The sequence below is a fragment of the Micromonospora sp. WMMA1923 genome, from assembly GCF_049179195.1.
Classification (GTDB): Bacteria; Actinomycetota; Actinomycetes; order Mycobacteriales; family Micromonosporaceae; genus Micromonospora; species Micromonospora yangpuensis.
The window spans coordinates 4,341,574-4,357,472 of sequence record NZ_JBMHLZ010000001.1; the positions used below are offsets into that span (position 1 = coordinate 4,341,574).

General features: G+C 72.4%; 12 protein-coding genes. 5 read left to right on the top strand and 7 right to left on the bottom strand.

Annotated elements, in window-relative coordinates:
• Nucleotides 1–235: 235 nt before the first annotated feature.
• Both ACN28G_RS19540 and ACN28G_RS19545 read left to right on the top strand, forming a co-directional pair.
• Nucleotides 236–1,588: an MFS transporter gene (locus tag ACN28G_RS19540; RefSeq protein ID WP_091442616.1), complete on the top strand. Its 1,353-nt coding sequence runs from the start codon at nucleotides 236–238 to the stop codon at nucleotides 1,586–1,588.
• Between the two features lie 99 nt (nucleotides 1,589–1,687).
• Nucleotides 1,688–2,110 (top strand): globin, encoded by a 423-nt coding sequence (locus tag ACN28G_RS19545; protein ID WP_091442620.1) that lies wholly within the window; start codon nucleotides 1,688–1,690, stop codon nucleotides 2,108–2,110.
• Between the two features lie 25 nt (nucleotides 2,111–2,135).
• Here the strand turns inward: ACN28G_RS19545 and ACN28G_RS19550 are convergent, their stop codons facing one another.
• The 4 genes from ACN28G_RS19550 to ettA form a co-directional block, all read right to left on the bottom strand.
• Nucleotides 2,136–2,720 (bottom strand): YbjN domain-containing protein, encoded by a 585-nt coding sequence (locus ACN28G_RS19550; protein ID WP_421480044.1) that lies wholly within the window; start codon nucleotides 2,718–2,720, stop codon nucleotides 2,136–2,138.
• Between the two features lie 131 nt (nucleotides 2,721–2,851).
• The gene (locus ACN28G_RS19555; RefSeq protein WP_421480045.1) at nucleotides 2,852–3,574 is read right to left on the bottom strand and encodes a hypothetical protein; all 723 of its coding nucleotides are present in this window, start codon (nucleotides 3,572–3,574) and stop codon (nucleotides 2,852–2,854) included.
• Complete coding sequence (locus ACN28G_RS19560) at nucleotides 3,571–4,041, bottom strand: acyl-CoA thioesterase (protein ID WP_091442631.1); 471 nt, start codon at nucleotides 4,039–4,041, stop codon at nucleotides 3,571–3,573. The genes ACN28G_RS19555 and ACN28G_RS19560 overlap by 4 nt, the downstream gene beginning before the upstream one ends.
• A complete protein-coding gene (gene ettA / locus ACN28G_RS19565; protein WP_421480046.1) occupies nucleotides 4,034–5,710 on the bottom strand; it encodes an energy-dependent translational throttle protein EttA in 1,677 nt (558 codons plus the stop codon). The genes ACN28G_RS19560 and ettA overlap by 8 nt, the downstream gene beginning before the upstream one ends.
• Before the next feature lie 308 nt (nucleotides 5,711–6,018).
• Between ettA and ACN28G_RS19570 the strand changes: the two genes are divergently transcribed.
• Together ACN28G_RS19570 and otsB are read left to right on the top strand one after the other, a co-directional pair.
• The gene (locus ACN28G_RS19570; RefSeq protein ID WP_091442638.1) at nucleotides 6,019–7,419 is read left to right on the top strand and encodes an alpha,alpha-trehalose-phosphate synthase (UDP-forming); all 1,401 of its coding nucleotides are present in this window, start codon (nucleotides 6,019–6,021) and stop codon (nucleotides 7,417–7,419) included.
• Between the two features lie 41 nt (nucleotides 7,420–7,460).
• Nucleotides 7,461–10,022 (top strand): trehalose-phosphatase, encoded by a 2,562-nt coding sequence (gene otsB / locus ACN28G_RS19575; protein ID WP_421480940.1) that lies wholly within the window; start codon nucleotides 7,461–7,463, stop codon nucleotides 10,020–10,022.
• Between the two features lie 96 nt (nucleotides 10,023–10,118).
• Here otsB and cobA read toward each other — a convergent pair whose 3' ends face one another.
• From cobA to cobC, 3 genes are read right to left on the bottom strand one after another with little or no spacing between them, the layout of a single operon-like run.
• Complete coding sequence (gene cobA / locus ACN28G_RS19580; RefSeq protein WP_091442641.1) at nucleotides 10,119–11,393, bottom strand: uroporphyrinogen-III C-methyltransferase; 1,275 nt, start codon at nucleotides 11,391–11,393, stop codon at nucleotides 10,119–10,121.
• Nucleotides 11,390–12,463: a nicotinate-nucleotide--dimethylbenzimidazole phosphoribosyltransferase gene (gene cobT / locus ACN28G_RS19585; RefSeq protein ID WP_421480047.1), complete on the bottom strand. Its 1,074-nt coding sequence runs from the start codon at nucleotides 12,461–12,463 to the stop codon at nucleotides 11,390–11,392. Before cobT ends, cobA begins: the two co-directional genes overlap by 4 nt.
• Complete coding sequence (cobC, locus tag ACN28G_RS19590; RefSeq protein WP_421480941.1) at nucleotides 12,463–13,728, bottom strand: Rv2231c family pyridoxal phosphate-dependent protein CobC; 1,266 nt, start codon at nucleotides 13,726–13,728, stop codon at nucleotides 12,463–12,465. Before cobC ends, cobT begins: the two co-directional genes overlap by 1 nt.
• A 31-nt stretch (nucleotides 13,729–13,759) precedes the next feature.
• Here cobC and ACN28G_RS19595 point away from each other — a divergent pair, with 31 nt between their 5' ends.
• Entirely contained in the window at nucleotides 13,760–15,892 is a 2,133-nt protein-coding gene (locus tag ACN28G_RS19595) for a transglycosylase domain-containing protein (protein ID WP_091442651.1), read from the top strand.
• Nucleotides 15,893–15,899 lie beyond the last annotated feature (7 nt).

The window sequence follows — 15,899 nt, forward strand, 5'->3', positions numbered from 1 at the left end:
CGCCGGGAATCGACGGGTTTCGGCCCGGCCGGCCCCTCGGGTATCGTCCGTTCGTTCAGTCGGAGATGCGACCGTCGAGCCGTTCGCCCTAGCCAGTTGTCAGACGATCGGGCAGAATCCGGTACACGCTCCCTGCGGAGCGTGATCATTTCCTCGCTGCTCCGTAGATCCGACGACGGTTCCCGGGCGCACCGTCACTGACCGGTGGCCGACCTGGGGGGACCATGGAGGCCCGGTGTCCGACGAGCGACCTGCCGAGGAGCGGGCAGCCACCTTCGGTGAGGTGTTCTCCCAGCGTGAATACCGGGCAGTGCTCAGCGCCACCACCCTCGCCTGGGTCGGCGACTACATCGCCAAGGCCGCCGTCACCGTGCTGGTCTACCGGGAGAGCGAGTCGGTCGCCCTCTCCGCCGCCGCCTTCGCGGTCAGCTTCCTGCCCTGGCTGATCGGCGGGCCGCTGCTCGCCACGATCGCCGAGCGGTACCGCTACCGGCAGGTGATGGTGACCTGCGACCTCATCCGGATGGCCCTGGTCAGCCTGGTCGCCATCCCGGGCATGCCGGTCTGGACGATCCTCTGTCTGCTGTTCCTCACCACGCTGGCCAATCCGCCGAGTCAGGCGGCCCGGTCGGCGCTGATGCCGTTGATCCTGACCGGTGACCGGCTGGTGGTGGGGCTGTCCATCAACGCCAGCGTGGGCCAGGCCGCACAGGTCGTCGGCTACCTGCTGGGTGCCGCCATCGCCACCGTGAACCCGACCCTCGCGTTGCTCGTCAACGCGACCACGTTCGCCCTCTCCGCCGTCCTGGTCCGGCTCGGGGTGCGCGACCGTCCGCCGGCGATGAACGCCGCGCACCGCAGTGACCTGCTGCGCGAGACCGGCGAGGGCTTCCGGATCGTCTTCGGCAACCCGGCTCTGCGGGCCATCGCCGTACTGGTGTTCAGCTCGATGCTCTTCGCCATCGTGCCGGAGGGGCTGGCCGCGGCCTGGGCGCGCACGGGCAGCAGCGGCGGGCTGGACGCGGGGGTGGCGCAGGCGGTCATCATGGCCGCGAATCCGGTCGGCTTCATTCTCGGCGGCCTGCTGATCGGGCGGACGGTCACGCCGGCCCGCCGGGTGCGGCTGATCCGGCCGATGGCGGTGATCGCCCCACTGGTGCTGGTGCCGGCCCTGCTGGACCCGCCACCGTTGGCCGTCGCGCTGCTCGCCGCCGGCTGCGGATTCGCCGTCGGCGGCCTGTTGCCGGTCGCCAACGGGTTGTTCGTCCGGGCCCTGCCCGACGGTTTCCGGGCCCGCGCGTTCGGGGTGATGGCCACCGGTCTCCAGGTGATCCAGGGCGTCGCGGTGCTGACCACGGGTCTGCTCGCCGAACGGTTCTCCATCCCGCTGGTGGTCGGGCTCTGGAGCGCCGCCGGGGTGCTGCTCATGCTCCTGGTGGTCGCCAACCTGCCGACCCACCTCTGGAACGCCAGCCTGGCCGCCCGGGGGCCGACTGGGGCCGCCCCGCCCGCCGCCGAGGTAGACGGGTCCGTCCCACCCCGACCCCGGTCAGCCGACCCCACCGCCGCCGACGCGCCCACCCGCTGAGCCACCGGCCCGGTGCCGTCGGCCGGGTGTGACCGAGCCCGCAGCGCCGGGCGGCGGTACGCGCCGGACGACGCTGCGGCGGCCTGGCAGGATGGGAGCGTGAATGCCGCAGGAGAGTCCGGCCAGCCGTCGACGACCTTCTTCGAGGCGGTCGGAGGCGAGCCCACCTTCCGCCGGCTGGTCGACGAGTTCTACGCCGGGGTGGCCACCGACCCGGTGCTGCGTCCGATGTACCCGGAGGAGGACCTGGGGCCCGCCGCGGAGCGGCTGACGCTCTTCCTAATGCAGTACTGGGGCGGGCCGAACACCTACTCCAGCCAGCGGGGTCACCCCCGGCTGCGGATGCGGCACGCCCCGTTCCGGGTCGGCGCCGTCGAACGGGACGCCTGGCTGCTGCACATGCGGCGGGCGGTCGACCGGCTCGACCTCACCCCGGAGGCGGCCGGCACCCTCTGGGACTACCTGGAACGGGCCGCGTACTTCATGGTCAACGTCATGGACGACCCGGCCCACCCCGCGTGACGGCCGGCCGGCCACCGCGTCGGGGTCAGAGCAGGGCGCCCTCGTCGTGCAGCCAGTCCACGAAGGTGCTGGCGACCGCGGCACCACAGTCGAGCATCTCCACCAGGAGCGCGTCGTGCGCCCCGGCCCCGAGCGGCACCTGCAACTCGGCGTAGATCGGCAGCTGACCCCGCTCGGTGGGGTCACCGATGTAGGCCTTGCAGAACCGGCGGGTGTGGTTCCACTCGTTGACCACCCGGTAGGCCCGGTCGGCCCAGTCCGGCGGCACGGTCGCGTGTGGACGGGCCCGCATCACCAGGATCTCGTCCTCCGGGCCCTCCAGGGTCACCAGCACGGCGTGCCGTTCCCACATGGCCAGCAGGTTGCCGTCGCCGTCGGCCAGGTAACGCACGTCGAGCCGGTCGAGTGCGGCGCAGACCCGGCCGAGGGTCACCGGCGCCACGGTGTCCGGCAGGTCCGTCATCGTGGGCCGTTCGGCGGGCGCAGCGTCGTCCCCTGGTGGACGGGGCGACGGCGGCCCGACCCGGACCTTGTCGTCCACTGTGATCCCGCTTCGAGTTGCCTGGTCGCCGCCCTCTGCGGAACCTGGCCGCCATGACCACCACGGCATCGCTCGCGCACCTCACTCCCCAGCGGATCCAGTCGCCTACGGTGCGTTGGATCCGAGGATGGACGGTACCCGGACAGCCGGGCTGAGGCATCCCCCCAACGGCAGCCCCAGCCCGGAAGAACGACCGAGGGTCAGCCGAACGGCCGAGTCCGGATCGGGTTGACGACAAGATCCGCGACCTTCTGCGACCAGGCCGCCCCGAAAGGTCCCACCAGGGCGACCCATCGGCCGGCGACCCGTACCCCGACGTCGGTCGGCGCGTCGGCGTCGGCCCGGCCGAGGAATCCCATCCGGACCACCGCCTGGATCAGCCGCTGGTTGACCTCGACGCGTTCGGCTGTCGAGTCGTCCGGGGAGACCAGCACCGGGACGTGGTCCAACAACGCGTCGCGGACCGCCCGCTGGCCGACCGCCCGGCCGGCCACCCCGTGCTCGGCGGCCGAGCGCAGCGCACCGGCCGCCGCCGCCGCGATCCGCCGTACCTCGGCCACCGGCACCGTCTCCACCGGCCGGGACGCCGGCGGGGGCAGCGGCCAGCGCCACTGCGCGTCCCGGCGGCCGGGCAGGGTCGCGCCGTCGCCGTCGAGCACGGCCAGCAGTTCACCGGCGGAGACGGTGGCATCGCCGGGGCCGGGCCCGGTGACCGTCCGGACCACCAGCACGTTCCACGGCAGCCGGGCCCAGATGGCGGTACGGCCGGCGGACGCGTCCGACCGGAGCCGGACCACCGCGTCGGGGGCCAACCGGACCAGCCGGGCCAGGAACGCCCCGGCGTCGGTGGTGCCGACCAGCCCGTGCCCGCCGCCGCCCGCCGGGGCCGGCGACGTCGCACCGCCCGGGTGGGTCGCGCTCATGTCGTCCCCTCACCGCCGGACATGGCGGCGTCGCCGGCCGGGGCGTACGTCAGCAGGAAGGCCCGCTCCTCGGCGGTCATCCGCCGGGGCGACTGCCGCGTCAGGTCGAAGGGCACCAGCACCGAACGGGCCCGGCTGGCCAGCACCTCGCCGTCGTACAGCTCGTAGGCGACGGTGAACCGGGAGGCCTTGATCTCCTCCACCCAGAGTTCGATGCGCACGGTCGGGGCCGCCTCCGCGGTGGCCCGGCCCAGCGCGTAGTCGACCGGGCGCAGGTAGTCGACCTCGTGCCGGCGGATGACCACCCCGTCGGCGAGCGAGCCCACCCCCCAGGCCCGGCCCCCGGCGAACATCAACGCCACCCGCGCCTCCTCGTACAGGGTGAGGAAGCGCGAGTTGTTGACGTGGCCGTACGCGTCCAGGTCGGACCAGCGCAGCGTGCAGTGGTAGACGAAGCGGTCAGTCACGGGTGAGCTTGCGGTAGGTCACCCGGTGCGGGCGGGCCGCCTCGGCGCCCAGGCGATCGATCTTGTTCTTCTCGTACGCCTCGAAGTTGCCCTCGAACCAGAACCACCGCGACGGGTCCTCGTCGTCGCCCTCCCAGGCCAGGATGTGCGTGGCCACCCGGTCGAGGAACATCCGGTCGTGGGAGATGACCACGGCGCAGCCGGGGAACTCCAGCAGCGCGTTCTCCAGGCTGGAGAGGGTCTCCACGTCCAGGTCGTTGGTGGGCTCGTCGAGCAGGATCACGTTCCCGCCGATCTTGAGCGTCAGCGCCAGGTTGAGCCGGTTGCGCTCGCCGCCGGAGAGCACCTTGGTCGGCTTCTGCTGGTCCGGGCCCTTGAAGCCGAACGCGGCGATGTACGCCCGGGACGGCATCTCGACCTTGCCCACCATCAGGTGGTCCAGCCCGTCGGAGACGACCTCCCAGACCGTCTTGTCACCGGCCAGGCCCTGCCGGTTCTGGTCGACGTACGACAGCGAGACGGTCGGGCCGACCTTGACCTCGCCGCCGGTCGGCTGCTCCAGCCCGACGATGGTCTTGAACAGGGTGGTCTTGCCGACGCCGTTCGGGCCGATGATGCCGACGATGCCGTTGCGCGGCAGCGAGAAGGACAGGTTGTCGATCAGCAGCCGGTCGCCGAAGCCCTTGCTGAGGTGGTGTGCCTCGATGACCGTGCTGCCCAGGCGGGGACCCGGCGGGATCTGGATCTCCTCGAAGTCCAGCTTGCGGGTCTTCTCCGCCTCGGCGGCCATCTCGTCGTACCTGTCGAGCCGGGCCTTGGACTTGGTCTGGCGGGCCTTGGCGTTGGAGCGGACCCACTCCAGTTCCTCGGTGAGCCGCTTCTTCATCTTGGCGTCCCGGCGGCCCTCGACGGCCAGCCGGGCGGCCTTCTTCTCCAGGTAGGTGGAGTAGTTGCCCTCGTAGCCGACGGCCCGGCCACGGTCCAGCTCCAGGATCCAGCCGGCCACGTTGTCCAGGAAGTACCGGTCGTGGGTGATCGCCATGACGGTGCCGGCGTACTTGGCCAGGTGCTGCTCCAGCCAGGAGACGCTCTCCGCGTCCAGGTGGTTGGTGGGCTCGTCGAGCAGCAGCAGGTCGGGAGCCTCCAGCAGCAGCTTGCAGAGGGCGACCCGGCGGCGCTCACCCCCGGAGAGCTGGGTGACGTCGGCGTCCGGCGGCGGGCAGCGCAGGGCGTCCATGGCCAGTTCGAGCTTGGAGTCGATGTCCCACGCGTCGGCGTGGTCCAGCTCCTCCTGGAGCTTGCCCATCTCGGCCATCAGCTCGTCGGTGTAGTCGGTGGCCATCTGCTCGGCGATGGCGTTGAACCGCTCCAGCTTCTCCTTGGTCTCGGCGACCGCCTCCTCGACGTTGCCGAGGACCGTCTTGCTCTCGTTGAGCGGGGGCTCCTGGGCGAGCAGGCCGACGGTGTAGCCGGGCATCAGCCGGGCCTCGCCGTTGCTCGGCCGGTCCAGCCCTGCCATGATCTTGAGGAGGCTGGACTTACCGGCGCCGTTCGGGCCGACCACACCGATCTTGGCCCCCGGCAGGAAGCTCAGCGTCACGTTGTCGAGCACGACCTTGTCGCCGTGCGCCTTGCGCGCCTTTTCCAGGACGTAGATGTACTGGGCCACGGTGCGGGCTACCTCCGTAGGTTGCGGCTGGGATCGGCGGGCGCGGCGCGGGCTGCGAACTCTCCCCGCCGCCGCCGGCCGGTGGCCGGCCGCACGCACGCCGCCGTCAATCCTGACAGGTACGGCGCCGTCCGCCCACATCACCCCGGCGAACGGCGAGCCAGACGGGTACGCCGACCGCCCGTGTCGACAAGATCACGCTATCGGTTGAGCAGGCTTTGGGACGGGTAGGGAACCCCGCACGGGGTGGTAAGCGCCGCAGCTACGCTCATCGCGGTGGACCCGTCAGTAGCCGGAGGTGGCCGATCGTGACCGTCCGTAGCTCCTTTGTCGTAGTGGCAAACCGACTGCCGGTCGATGAGGTGAGCACACCCGAGGGGCGGCAGTGGCGTCGCAGCCCCGGTGGCCTGGTCACCGCGCTGCATCCGGTCCTCGCCGAACACCAGGGCACCTGGGTCGGCTGGGCCGGTGGCACCGGTGCCGCCCCGGAGCCGTTCGACCTGGAGGGCATCCGTCTGCACCCGGTGCCGCTGAGCGCCGAGGAACTGGAGCGCTACTACGAGGGCCAGTCCAACGCCACCATCTGGCCGCTCTACCACGACGCCGTCGAGACACCTGCCTACAAGCGTCGCTGGCGCGAGGCGTACCGGCTGGTCAACGCCAGGTTCGCGGAGGCCGCGGCGGAGGTCGCCGCCGAGGGCGCGACCGTCTGGGTGCAGGACTACCAGCTGCAGCTGGTCCCGGCGATGCTGCGGGAGCTGCGCCCGGACCTGCGGATCGGGTTCTTCCTGCACATCCCGTTCCCGCCGATCGAGCTGTTCATGCAGATGCCGCTGCGCGCCGAGGTGCTGCGGGGCCTGCTCGGCGCGGACCTGGTCGGGTTCCAGCAGCGGTTGGCCGCGCAGAACTTCGTCCGGCTGGCCCGTCACCTGCTCGGGCTGCGCTACGAGGGGCAGATGATCCAGGTTGACGGCCGTCAGGTCAAAGCCGGAGCATTTCCGATCTCCATCGACGTGGCGGAGATGGAGCGGCTCGCCGCCGACCCGGCGATCCAGGCCCGCGCCAAGCAGATCCGCGCTGAGCTGGGCGATCCCAAGACGATCATCCTCGGCGTGGACCGTCTCGACTACACCAAGGGCATCGAACTGCGGCTCAAGGCCTTCCGCGAACTGCTGGCTGACGGAAAGTTGACAGTTCCGGACGCGGTTATGGTGCAGGTCGCCACGCCGAGCCGGGAACGCGTCGAGCACTACCAGGCACTTCGGGTCAAGGTCGAACGCGAGGTTGGCCGGATTAATGGCGAATTCGGCAGGGTCGGCGTGCCGGCGGTGCATTACCTGCATCAGTCGTACAGTCGCAGTGAACTGGCCGCGATGTACGTCGCGGCCGACGTGATGATGGTGACTCCCCTGCGAGACGGTATGAATCTGGTGGCTAAGGAGTACGTTGCGGCGCGCACCGATCAAGGTGGCGCCCTCGTGCTCAGTGAGTTTGCCGGCGCGGCCACCGAGCTGCGCCAGGCCTTTCTGTGTAACCCGCACGACCCCGACGCGGTCAAGGACGCCCTGCTGCGAGCCGTGCACGTAGAGAAGCCGGAGGCCCGTCGCCGCATGCGCATCATGCAGCGTCACCTGCGTACCCACGATGTGGGTCACTGGGCGAAGTCGTTCCTCACCGAACTGGGTGTCCCCGATACGGAGGTCGCGTGAACACGTCCGTCGCCGACGGAGCACCTCCGATCGCCGGGGTGATGGACCCGGAACTGCGCTCCGCCATCGGGCGGATCGCCCGGATGCCGCAACTGCTGGTCGCCTGCGACTACGACGGCACCCTCGCCCCCATCGTCGAGGACCCGAGCAAGGCGGTGCCGCTACCGGAGTCGGTGGCCGCCGTGCGGGCGCTCGCCGCGCTGCCGCAGACCTCGGTCGCGGTGGTCTCCGGTCGGGCCCTGCGCGACCTGGCCGCCCTGTCGCGGCTGCCCAGCGAGGTGCACCTGGTCGGTAGCCACGGCTCCGAGTTCGACATCGGGTTCGTCGAACGGCTCACCCCCGAGCTGATCGCCGTGCGGACCCGGCTGCGCGACGAGTTGCGGACCATCGCCGCCGCCCACCCGGGCATCCGGCTGGAACGCAAGCCGGCAAGCGTCGCGGTGCACACCCGTGGGGTGGACCCGCACGTGGCCGCCGCCGCGATCGACGCGGTCCGCTCCGGCCCCGCCACCTGGGAAGACGTCACGGTCACCCAGGGCAAGGAGGTCATCGAGCTCTCCGTGGTGGCCACCCACAAGGGCACCGCGGTCGATCAGCTGCGTACCCAGCTCTCCGCCAGCGCGGTGCTCTTCATCGGTGACGACGTCACCGATGAGAACGCCTTCGGCAACCTGCAGGGCCCGGACCTCGGGATCAAGATCGGCCCCGGGGAGACCAAGGCCGGCTACCGGGTGGCCGAGCCGATCGAGGCGGCCCGCGCCCTGGCGCTGCTGCTGGAGACCCGGCGGCACTGGCTCTTCGGCGAGCGGGCGGTGCCGATCGAACGGCACTCGATGCTGGCCAACGGTCGTACCGTGGCGTTGTTGACGCCGGAGGCGAAGGTTACCTGGCTCTGCCACCCCAAGCCGGACTCGGCGGCGATCTTCGCCGACCTGGTCGGCGGCAGCCCCGCCGGGCACTTCAGCGTCGCCCCCGAGCGGGGCGGCATCCCGCTGGGCCAGCGCTACCGCAACGGCACCATGACCCTGGAGACCCGCTGGTCGGGCCTGACCGTGACCGACTGGCTCGACCGGCCGTCCGCCGACTCGGTGCCGGCCGGTTCGGCGATCATCTCCGGGGACTCGACGCTGGTCCGGGTGCTCACCGGCACCTCGAAGGTCCGGCTGGAGTTCGCCCCGCGACCGGAGTTCGGCCAGGTCGCGGTGCAGCTGCAACCCGCCGACGACGGGCTGCTGGTGCTCGGCTCCAACGAGCCGGTCGCGCTCTACTCCCCCGGGGTGACCTGGGAGGTCAGCAACGACGGCGGGTACGAGACCGCCAAGGCCGTCGTCGACCTCGCCGCCAGTGGCGGACAGGCCCTGCTGGAGCTGCGCTTCGGCACGCACAACCTGGACGACCACCGGCTGCCCGTGCACGAGCGGCAGGCCGCCACCGAGCAGCCCTGGAAGGACTGGGTGGCCGAGCTGCGGCTGCCGACCACCGCCCGGGACCTGGTCGCCCGCAGCGCGTTGACCCTGCGTGGGCTCTGCCACGAGGCCACCGGGTCGATCCTCGCCGCGGCGACCACCTCGTTGCCGGAGGAGCTGGGCGGGGTCCGCAACTGGGACTACCGGTACTGCTGGCTGCGGGACGCGGCGATGACCGCCCGGGTGCTTGTCGACCTCGGCTCCATCGAGGAGGCCGAGGCGCTGCTGCGCTGGGTGGACGGCTGCATCGAACGCACCGGCGGGCACCCCGAACGGCTGCACCCGCTCTACACCGTCGACGGGTACGAACTGGGCGCCGAGGCGGTCATCGACACCCTGCCCGGCTACGCCGGCTCCCGCCCGGTACGCGTCGGCAACCTGGCCAACCACCAGCTCCAGCTGGACGTCTTCGGCCCGATCGCCGACCTGCTCGCCGCCGTGGCCGACCTGCGTGGCTCGGTACGCGAGACCGAGTGGCGGGTGCTGGAGAACATGGTCGAGGCAGTCCGCCGCCGCTGGCACGAGCCCGACCACGGCATCTGGGAGGCCCGCCTGCCACCCCGGCACCACATCTTCAGCAAGGTGATGTGCTGGATGACGGTGGACCGGGCGTTGCAGGTGGTCCGCCAGCACGGTGGCGAGGACCGGCCGGAGTGGGTGGAGCTGCGCGACCGGATCGGCGCCAACGTGCTGGAGCACGGCTGGCACTCCGGTGCCGAGGCGTACAGCGTCGCCTACGGTGACGAGGAGATGGACGCCTCGTCGCTCTGGATCGGCCTCTCCGGGCTGCTGCCCGGCGACGACCCACGGTTCCTGTCGACCGTGCTGAAGATCGAGGCGGACCTGCGCAGCGGCCCGGTCGTCTACCGGTACCACTGGGACGACGGCCTGCCCGGCCGGGAGGGCGGCTTCCACATCTGCACGGCGTGGCTGATCGAGGCGTACCTGCGCACCGGTCGGCGTACCGACGCCGAGGAGCTGTTCGCCCAGATGGTCGACACCGCGGGCCCGACCGGACTGCTGCCCGAGCAGTACGACCCGTTGGCCGAGCGGGGGCTGGGCAACCACCCGCAGGCCTACAGCCACCTGGGTCTGATCCGGTGCGCGCTGCTGCTGGACAACATGCTCAAGCAGTGACCTGACCAGCGCCGACGGTGGCCCCGGACCTCTGGTCCGGGGCCACCGTGCTGTCCCGGCCGAACCTGGCCGCGCGCACCGGGCTGGCCAGGCGGGTTAGGCGTCCAGTGGGGCGAGGGCGTCAACCACGTGGCCGATCACCACGATGGCCGGCGGGCGCAGGCTGGCCGCCGCCACGTCCACCGCCACTGTACCGAGCGTCGACCGTAGGCTGCGTTGCCCGTCCGTGGTGCCCTCCTGGATCACCGCGGCCGGGGTCTGCGGCGGCCGGCCGTGCGCGATCAGGGTCGCGGCGATCGCGGCCAGGTTCTTCAGCCCCATCAGCACCACGAGGGTGCCGCGCAGGCCGGCGAGAGTGTCCCAGCGCACCAGGGAGGCCGGCGAGTCCGGGGCGAGGTGCCCGGAGACGACGGTGAACTCGTGCGCCACCGCACGGTGGGTGACCGGCACCCCGGCCACCGCCGGCACGGCTACCGCGCTGGTCACCCCGGGGACCACGGTGACCGGCACCCCGGCCGCCGCGCAGGCCAGCAGCTCCTCGCCACCCCGCCCGAAGACGTACGGGTCACCGCCCTTGAGCCGGACCACGAAGGCACCGGCCAGGGCCCGGTCGACCAGGATCGCGTTGATCTCCTCCTGGGCCCGAGAAGGGCCGTACGGGATCTTGGAGGCGTCCACCAGCTCCACGTCGGGGCGCAGCTCGTCCAGGAGCAGGCCGGGCACCAGCCGGTCGGCGACCACCACGTCGGCCTCGGTGAGCAGCCGCCAACCCTTGACGGTGATCAGCTCCGGGTCACCGGGGCCGGCGCCGACCAGGGCCACCCGCCCGACCGGCTGCTGCACCCCGTCGTCGGCGTTAACAAGGGGCCCCTGCTCTACCGAAAGCGTTAACGGGGGGCCCTTCCTTGCGGTGAGGAGGGTGCGGATGGCGTCGCGGGTGGCCATCGCGCGGCGGGGGTCGCCGCCGGCCAGCACGGCCACCGTCACGGGGCCGCTGCGGGTGACCGCCGGGGTCCAGGCGGTGGCGGCGGTGCGGTCGTCGGCGCGGACGCAGAAGATCCGCCGCTCGGCGGCGGCGGCGCTGACCGCCTCGGCGGCGACCGGATCGTCCACGGCGGTCTGCACCAGCCAGGCGTCGTCCAGGTCGCCGGCGGTGAAGCGGCGTGGCTCCCAGCGCAGCCGGCCCGCGTCGACGTGGGCGCGTAGCGCCGGGGTGAGTTCGGGTGAGACCAGCAGCACGTCCGCGCCGGCGTCGAGCAGCGCCGGCACCCGGCGGGTGGCGACCGCTCCCCCGCCCACCACGACCACCCGGCGGCCGGCCAGCCGCAACCCGAGCGGGTACGGGTTGGTCTGCTCGCTTGCTCCGGTCACTTCTCGGCCACTCCCGCCGAGTCGAAGGTGGCGACCTCGTGCAGCACCCGGACCGCGCCGGTGACCACGGGCAGCGCCAGCAGCGCACCGGTGCCCTCGCCGAGGCGCAGGCCGAGGTCGAGCAGCGGGTCGAGGCCGAGGTGGCGCAGGCCCACGGTGGCCCCCGGCTCGGCGGAGCGGTGCCCGGCGACCAGGGCACCGACCGCGGCGGGGGCGAGCGCGACGGCGGCCAGTGCGGCGCTGACCGCGATCACCCCGTCGAGCAGCACCGGTCGGCGGCGCGCGGCGGCGGCGAGGATCAGCCCGGTCAGCGCGGCGTGTTCCAGTCCACCGACGGCGGCGAGCACGCCCAGCGGGTCGGCCGGGTCGGGGTCGTGCCGGCGCAGCGCGGCCCGCACCACGTCGACCTTGTGGGCGTAGGTCGGGTCGTCCACGCCGGTGCCCCGGCCGGTCGTCTCGGCGGGGTCGGCCCCGGTGAAGGCGGCGATCAGGGCGGCGGCCGGGGTGGTGTTGCCGATGCCCATGTCCCCGGTGACCAGGATCCGGGCCCCCGCGTCGAGCAGCTCGTCGGCGACCCGGGTCCCGGCCTGTACGGCGGCGCGGGCCTCGTCGCGGGTCAGGGCAGCGGTGACCGCCAGGTCCCGGGTGCCGCGCCGGACGTTCGCCACGACCAGCCGGGGCAGCCCACCGGCGGCGGTGTCCGGCGCGTCGGGCAGCGGGGTGGCGACGCCGACGTCGACCACGGTGACCGGGGCGCCGGCCTGCCGGGCGAAGGCGTTGACCACCGCTCCCCCGGCCAGGAAGTTGCCGATCATCTGGGCGGTCACCTCCTGCGGCCAGGGTGTGACCCGCTGGGCGTGCACGCCGTGGTCACCGGCGAAGATCGCCACCGCGGCGGGCTCCGGCAGCGGGGGCGGGCAGGCCCCGGCCAGGCCGGCGAGGCGGACCGACAGCTCCTCCAGGGCGCCGAGCGAGCCGGCCGGCTTGGTCAGCCGGCCCTGCAGCTCCCGGGCGGCCGCCATCGCCGACTCGTCGGGCGGCTCGATCGCCGCGATCGTGCTCTCCAGCATCACGCCTCCAGGATCTCCGCCAGTATCTCGGTGAACGCGTCGGTCGTCGCCCGGTCCCGTACGGCCACCCGTAGCCATTCCGGACCGAGGCCGGGGAAGGTGTCGCCCCGGCGTACCGCCCAGCCCCGCTGCCGCAACGTCAGCCGTACCCGGGCGGCGTCGGGGTGCCGGATCAGGACGAAGGCGCTGGCCGGGCGGCCGGCGACGCGTACCCCGGGCAGGTCGGACAGGCGGGCCACCAGGTGGTCGCGGTCGGCGGTGAGCCGGGCGGCGATGGCGCGTTCGGCGGCGACGGCGGTGCCGCTGGCGCAGGCGGTGGCGGCGGCGAGCGCCGGGGTGGAGACCGCCCAGAGCGGCTGGGCGGCGGCCAGCCGGGCGAGCAGCGCCGCCTCGCCGAGCAGGTACCCGATGCGCAGCCCGGCCAGCCCCCAGGTCTTGGTCAGGCTCCGCACCACCACCAGGCCGGGCAGGTCACGGCGGTGCGCCAGGGACTCCGGCTCACCGGGTACGCCGGGCACGACGGTGGTGTCGGCGAACGCCTCGTCGACCACCAGGATCCGGCCGGGCCGGGCGAGCGCGGCCAGCGTCGCCGCGGGGTGCAGCACCGACGTGGGATTGGTCGGGTTGCCGATCATGACCAGGTCGGCGTCGACGGGCACCCGGGCGGGGTCGAGCCGGAAGTCGTCGGCGGGATCGAGCAGCACCCGCTCGACCCGGTGCCCGGCCGCCCGCAGCGCCGCCTCCGGCTCGGTGAACTGCGGGTGCACCACCACCGGTCGACGCAGCCCGGTCAGGGCGCGGGCGAGCAGCACGAAGCCCTCGGCGGCCCCGGCGGTCAGCAGTACCTCGTCCGGGTGACGGCCGTGCCGGGCGGCGACGGCGGCGCGGGCCGGCCGGGGGTCGGGGTAGCGGGCCAGGTCGGCGAGGGTGGCCGCGATCGGCCCGGCCAGCCAGGGCGGCGGCGGCTCACGCCGGACGTTGACCGCCAGGTCCACCAGGCCCTCGCCCACCTCGGCGTCCCCGTGGTGACCGAGGTCCGGCCCTACGCCGGCACTGCCGAGGTCCGGCCCATCGCCGGCACTGCCGAGGCCTGGCCCATCGCCGGCACTGCCGAGGCCTGGCCCATCGCCGGCACTGCCGGGGTCCGGTCCGGCGTCGAGCAACTCACCGCGCATGTCCGCGATCCTGCCGGGAAGGCGGCGCGCGGGACAGCCGGTGCCGGCGTGGGCCGCGTCACCACACCGCCGTTTATGAATATTTCTCAGGTACGTATCGGAAATGTCATAACTTGACCTGGTGAGTAACCGACCCCTTTCCGCCGCTGGTCGTCTCGTTCCACTCCTACGCGCCGGGCTCATCGCCGGTGTCGTGGTCGCCGCCGCCGCGTACCCGTTGGCCGCCGCCACCGGTCTCGGCGCGAAGGCCACCGCGCACGCCGTGGAGGCCAAGACCAAGCTGCTGAGCACCGCCCTGCCCGCCGAGACCTCCTACCTGTACGCCCCGGACGGCACCACCCTGCTGACGATGTTCTACGAGGAGTACCGGCAGTACACCAAGCTGTCGGACATGTCGCCCAACATCCAGCAGGCGATCGTGGCCGCCGAGGACTCCCGCTTCTACACCCACCACGGCGTCGACCCGAAGGGCGTGGCCCGCGCCTTCGTCGCCAACGCCAACTCCAGCGGGGTGTCCCAGGGCGCCTCCACGCTGACCATGCAGTACGTCCGGATGGCGCTGCGGGACAGCGCGACCACACCGAAGGAGGTCCAGGAGGCCACCCAGCAGACCAGCATCCGCAAGATCAAGGAGATGCGGATGGCGGTCGACCTGGAAAAGGAGCTGAGCAAGCCGGAGATCATGGAGCGCTACCTCAACTCGGCGTACTTCGGGCACCGGGCGTACGGCATCTACGCCGCCAGCGAGATCTTCTTCTCCAAGACGCCGAAGGATCTCAGCCCGGTCGAGGCCGCCACCCTCGCCGGACTGGTCAAGTCCCCCTCCGAGTACGACCCGGCCAGCTCCGACCAGCAGGAGGCCACCGGACGGCGCAACTACGTGCTGGACCGGATGGCCCAGCTCGGCTACCTCTCCCCGGACGCCGCCGCACAGGCCAAGACCGAACCGATCAGGCTGAAGCTGACCGACCCGCCCAACGACTGCGCCTCGATCCCGGAGAAGTACAACAGCTGGGGCTTCGCCTGCGACTACTTCAAGAACTGGTGGAGCGCGCAGCCGGCGTTCGGCGACAACCGGCTGGAACGGATGGACAAGCTGCGCCGGGGCGGCTACCGGATCGTGCTCAGCCTCGATCCGAAGATCCAGGCGGCGGCGGAGAAGAACGTCGGGGCGAAGGACCGGACCGGCAGCCCGTTCGCCAACGGCATCGTGGTGGCCGAGCCGGGCACCGGGCGGGTCAAGGCGATGGCGGTGAACCGGACGTACTCCCTCGACCTGGCCGACAACCCGCCGAGTGGCAACCCGGAGGCCTCACCGAAGGTCAAGGCGAACTATCCGAACACGGTGGCTCCCCTGCTCGGCGGCGGCGACCTGCCCGGCTACCAGGCCGGATCGACCTTCAAGATGTTCCCGATGCTGGCCGCGCTGAACGCCGGGATGCCGCTGTCCACCACCTTCAACGCGCCGCACCGGTACCGCTCCGAGGTCTACGACGGCTGGGCGCCGTCGAACGCCAGCGGCGCGATGACCGGCACCCAGACCATGTGGTCCGGCTTCGGCAAGTCGGTGAACACGTACTTCGTCTGGCTGGAGGAGCAGGTAGGCGCGGACAAAGCCGTCCACCTGGCCGAGCAGCTCGGCCTGCGCTGGCGTACCGACGTGGACCGCAAGCACGCCTCGCCGGAGAACGCCGCGAAGTGGGGCGCGTTCACCCTCGGCGTCTCCGACGCCACCCCGCTGGAGATGGCGAACGCCTACGCCGCGATCGCCGCCGACGGCCGGTACTGCGAGGCGATGCCGGTCACCACCATCAACAACCGCGACGGCACCCCGACCATGTACCGGACGGCCTCCGGCATCGGCTCCGAGGTGGCCAAGCCACGCTGCCGGCAGGTGGTGAACGCGGACGCGGCCCGCGCGGCCACCGACGCCGCCCGCTGCCCGACCGGGGACACCCCGGCCAAGGGAAGCTGCGGCGGCTGGTCGACCGCCGACAGCGTCCGGGGTACGGTCGGCCGCCCGGTCGCCGGCAAGACGGGTACCACCGACAGCACCCGGTCGGCCTGGTTCGTGGCGTACACCCCGGAGCTGGCGGCGGCGAGTTTCATCTCCGACCCGGACAACCCGTTCAACGCCGTCGGTGACGGACAGTCCCAGATCCCGATCGAGGCGGTCGCCCGGACCCTGCGGGACGGCCTGAAGGGCCAGCCCACCCGCCAGTTCACCCCACCGTCGGACCGGATCGTCGGCTGATCAGCGG

Coding starts and splice junctions, on each gene's coding strand:
- ACN28G_RS19550 (WP_421480044.1), bottom strand. CDS start 2,720: ATGCCGTGGTGGTCATGGCGGCCAGGTTCCGCAGAGGGCGGCGACCAG.
- ACN28G_RS19555 (WP_421480045.1), bottom strand. CDS start 3,574: ATGAGCGCGACCCACCCGGGCGGTGCGACGTCGCCGGCCCCGGCGGGC.
- otsB (WP_421480940.1), top strand. CDS start 7,461: ATGGACCCGGAACTGCGCTCCGCCATCGGGCGGATCGCCCGGATGCCG.
- cobT (WP_421480047.1), bottom strand. CDS start 12,463: ATGCTGGAGAGCACGATCGCGGCGATCGAGCCGCCCGACGAGTCGGCG.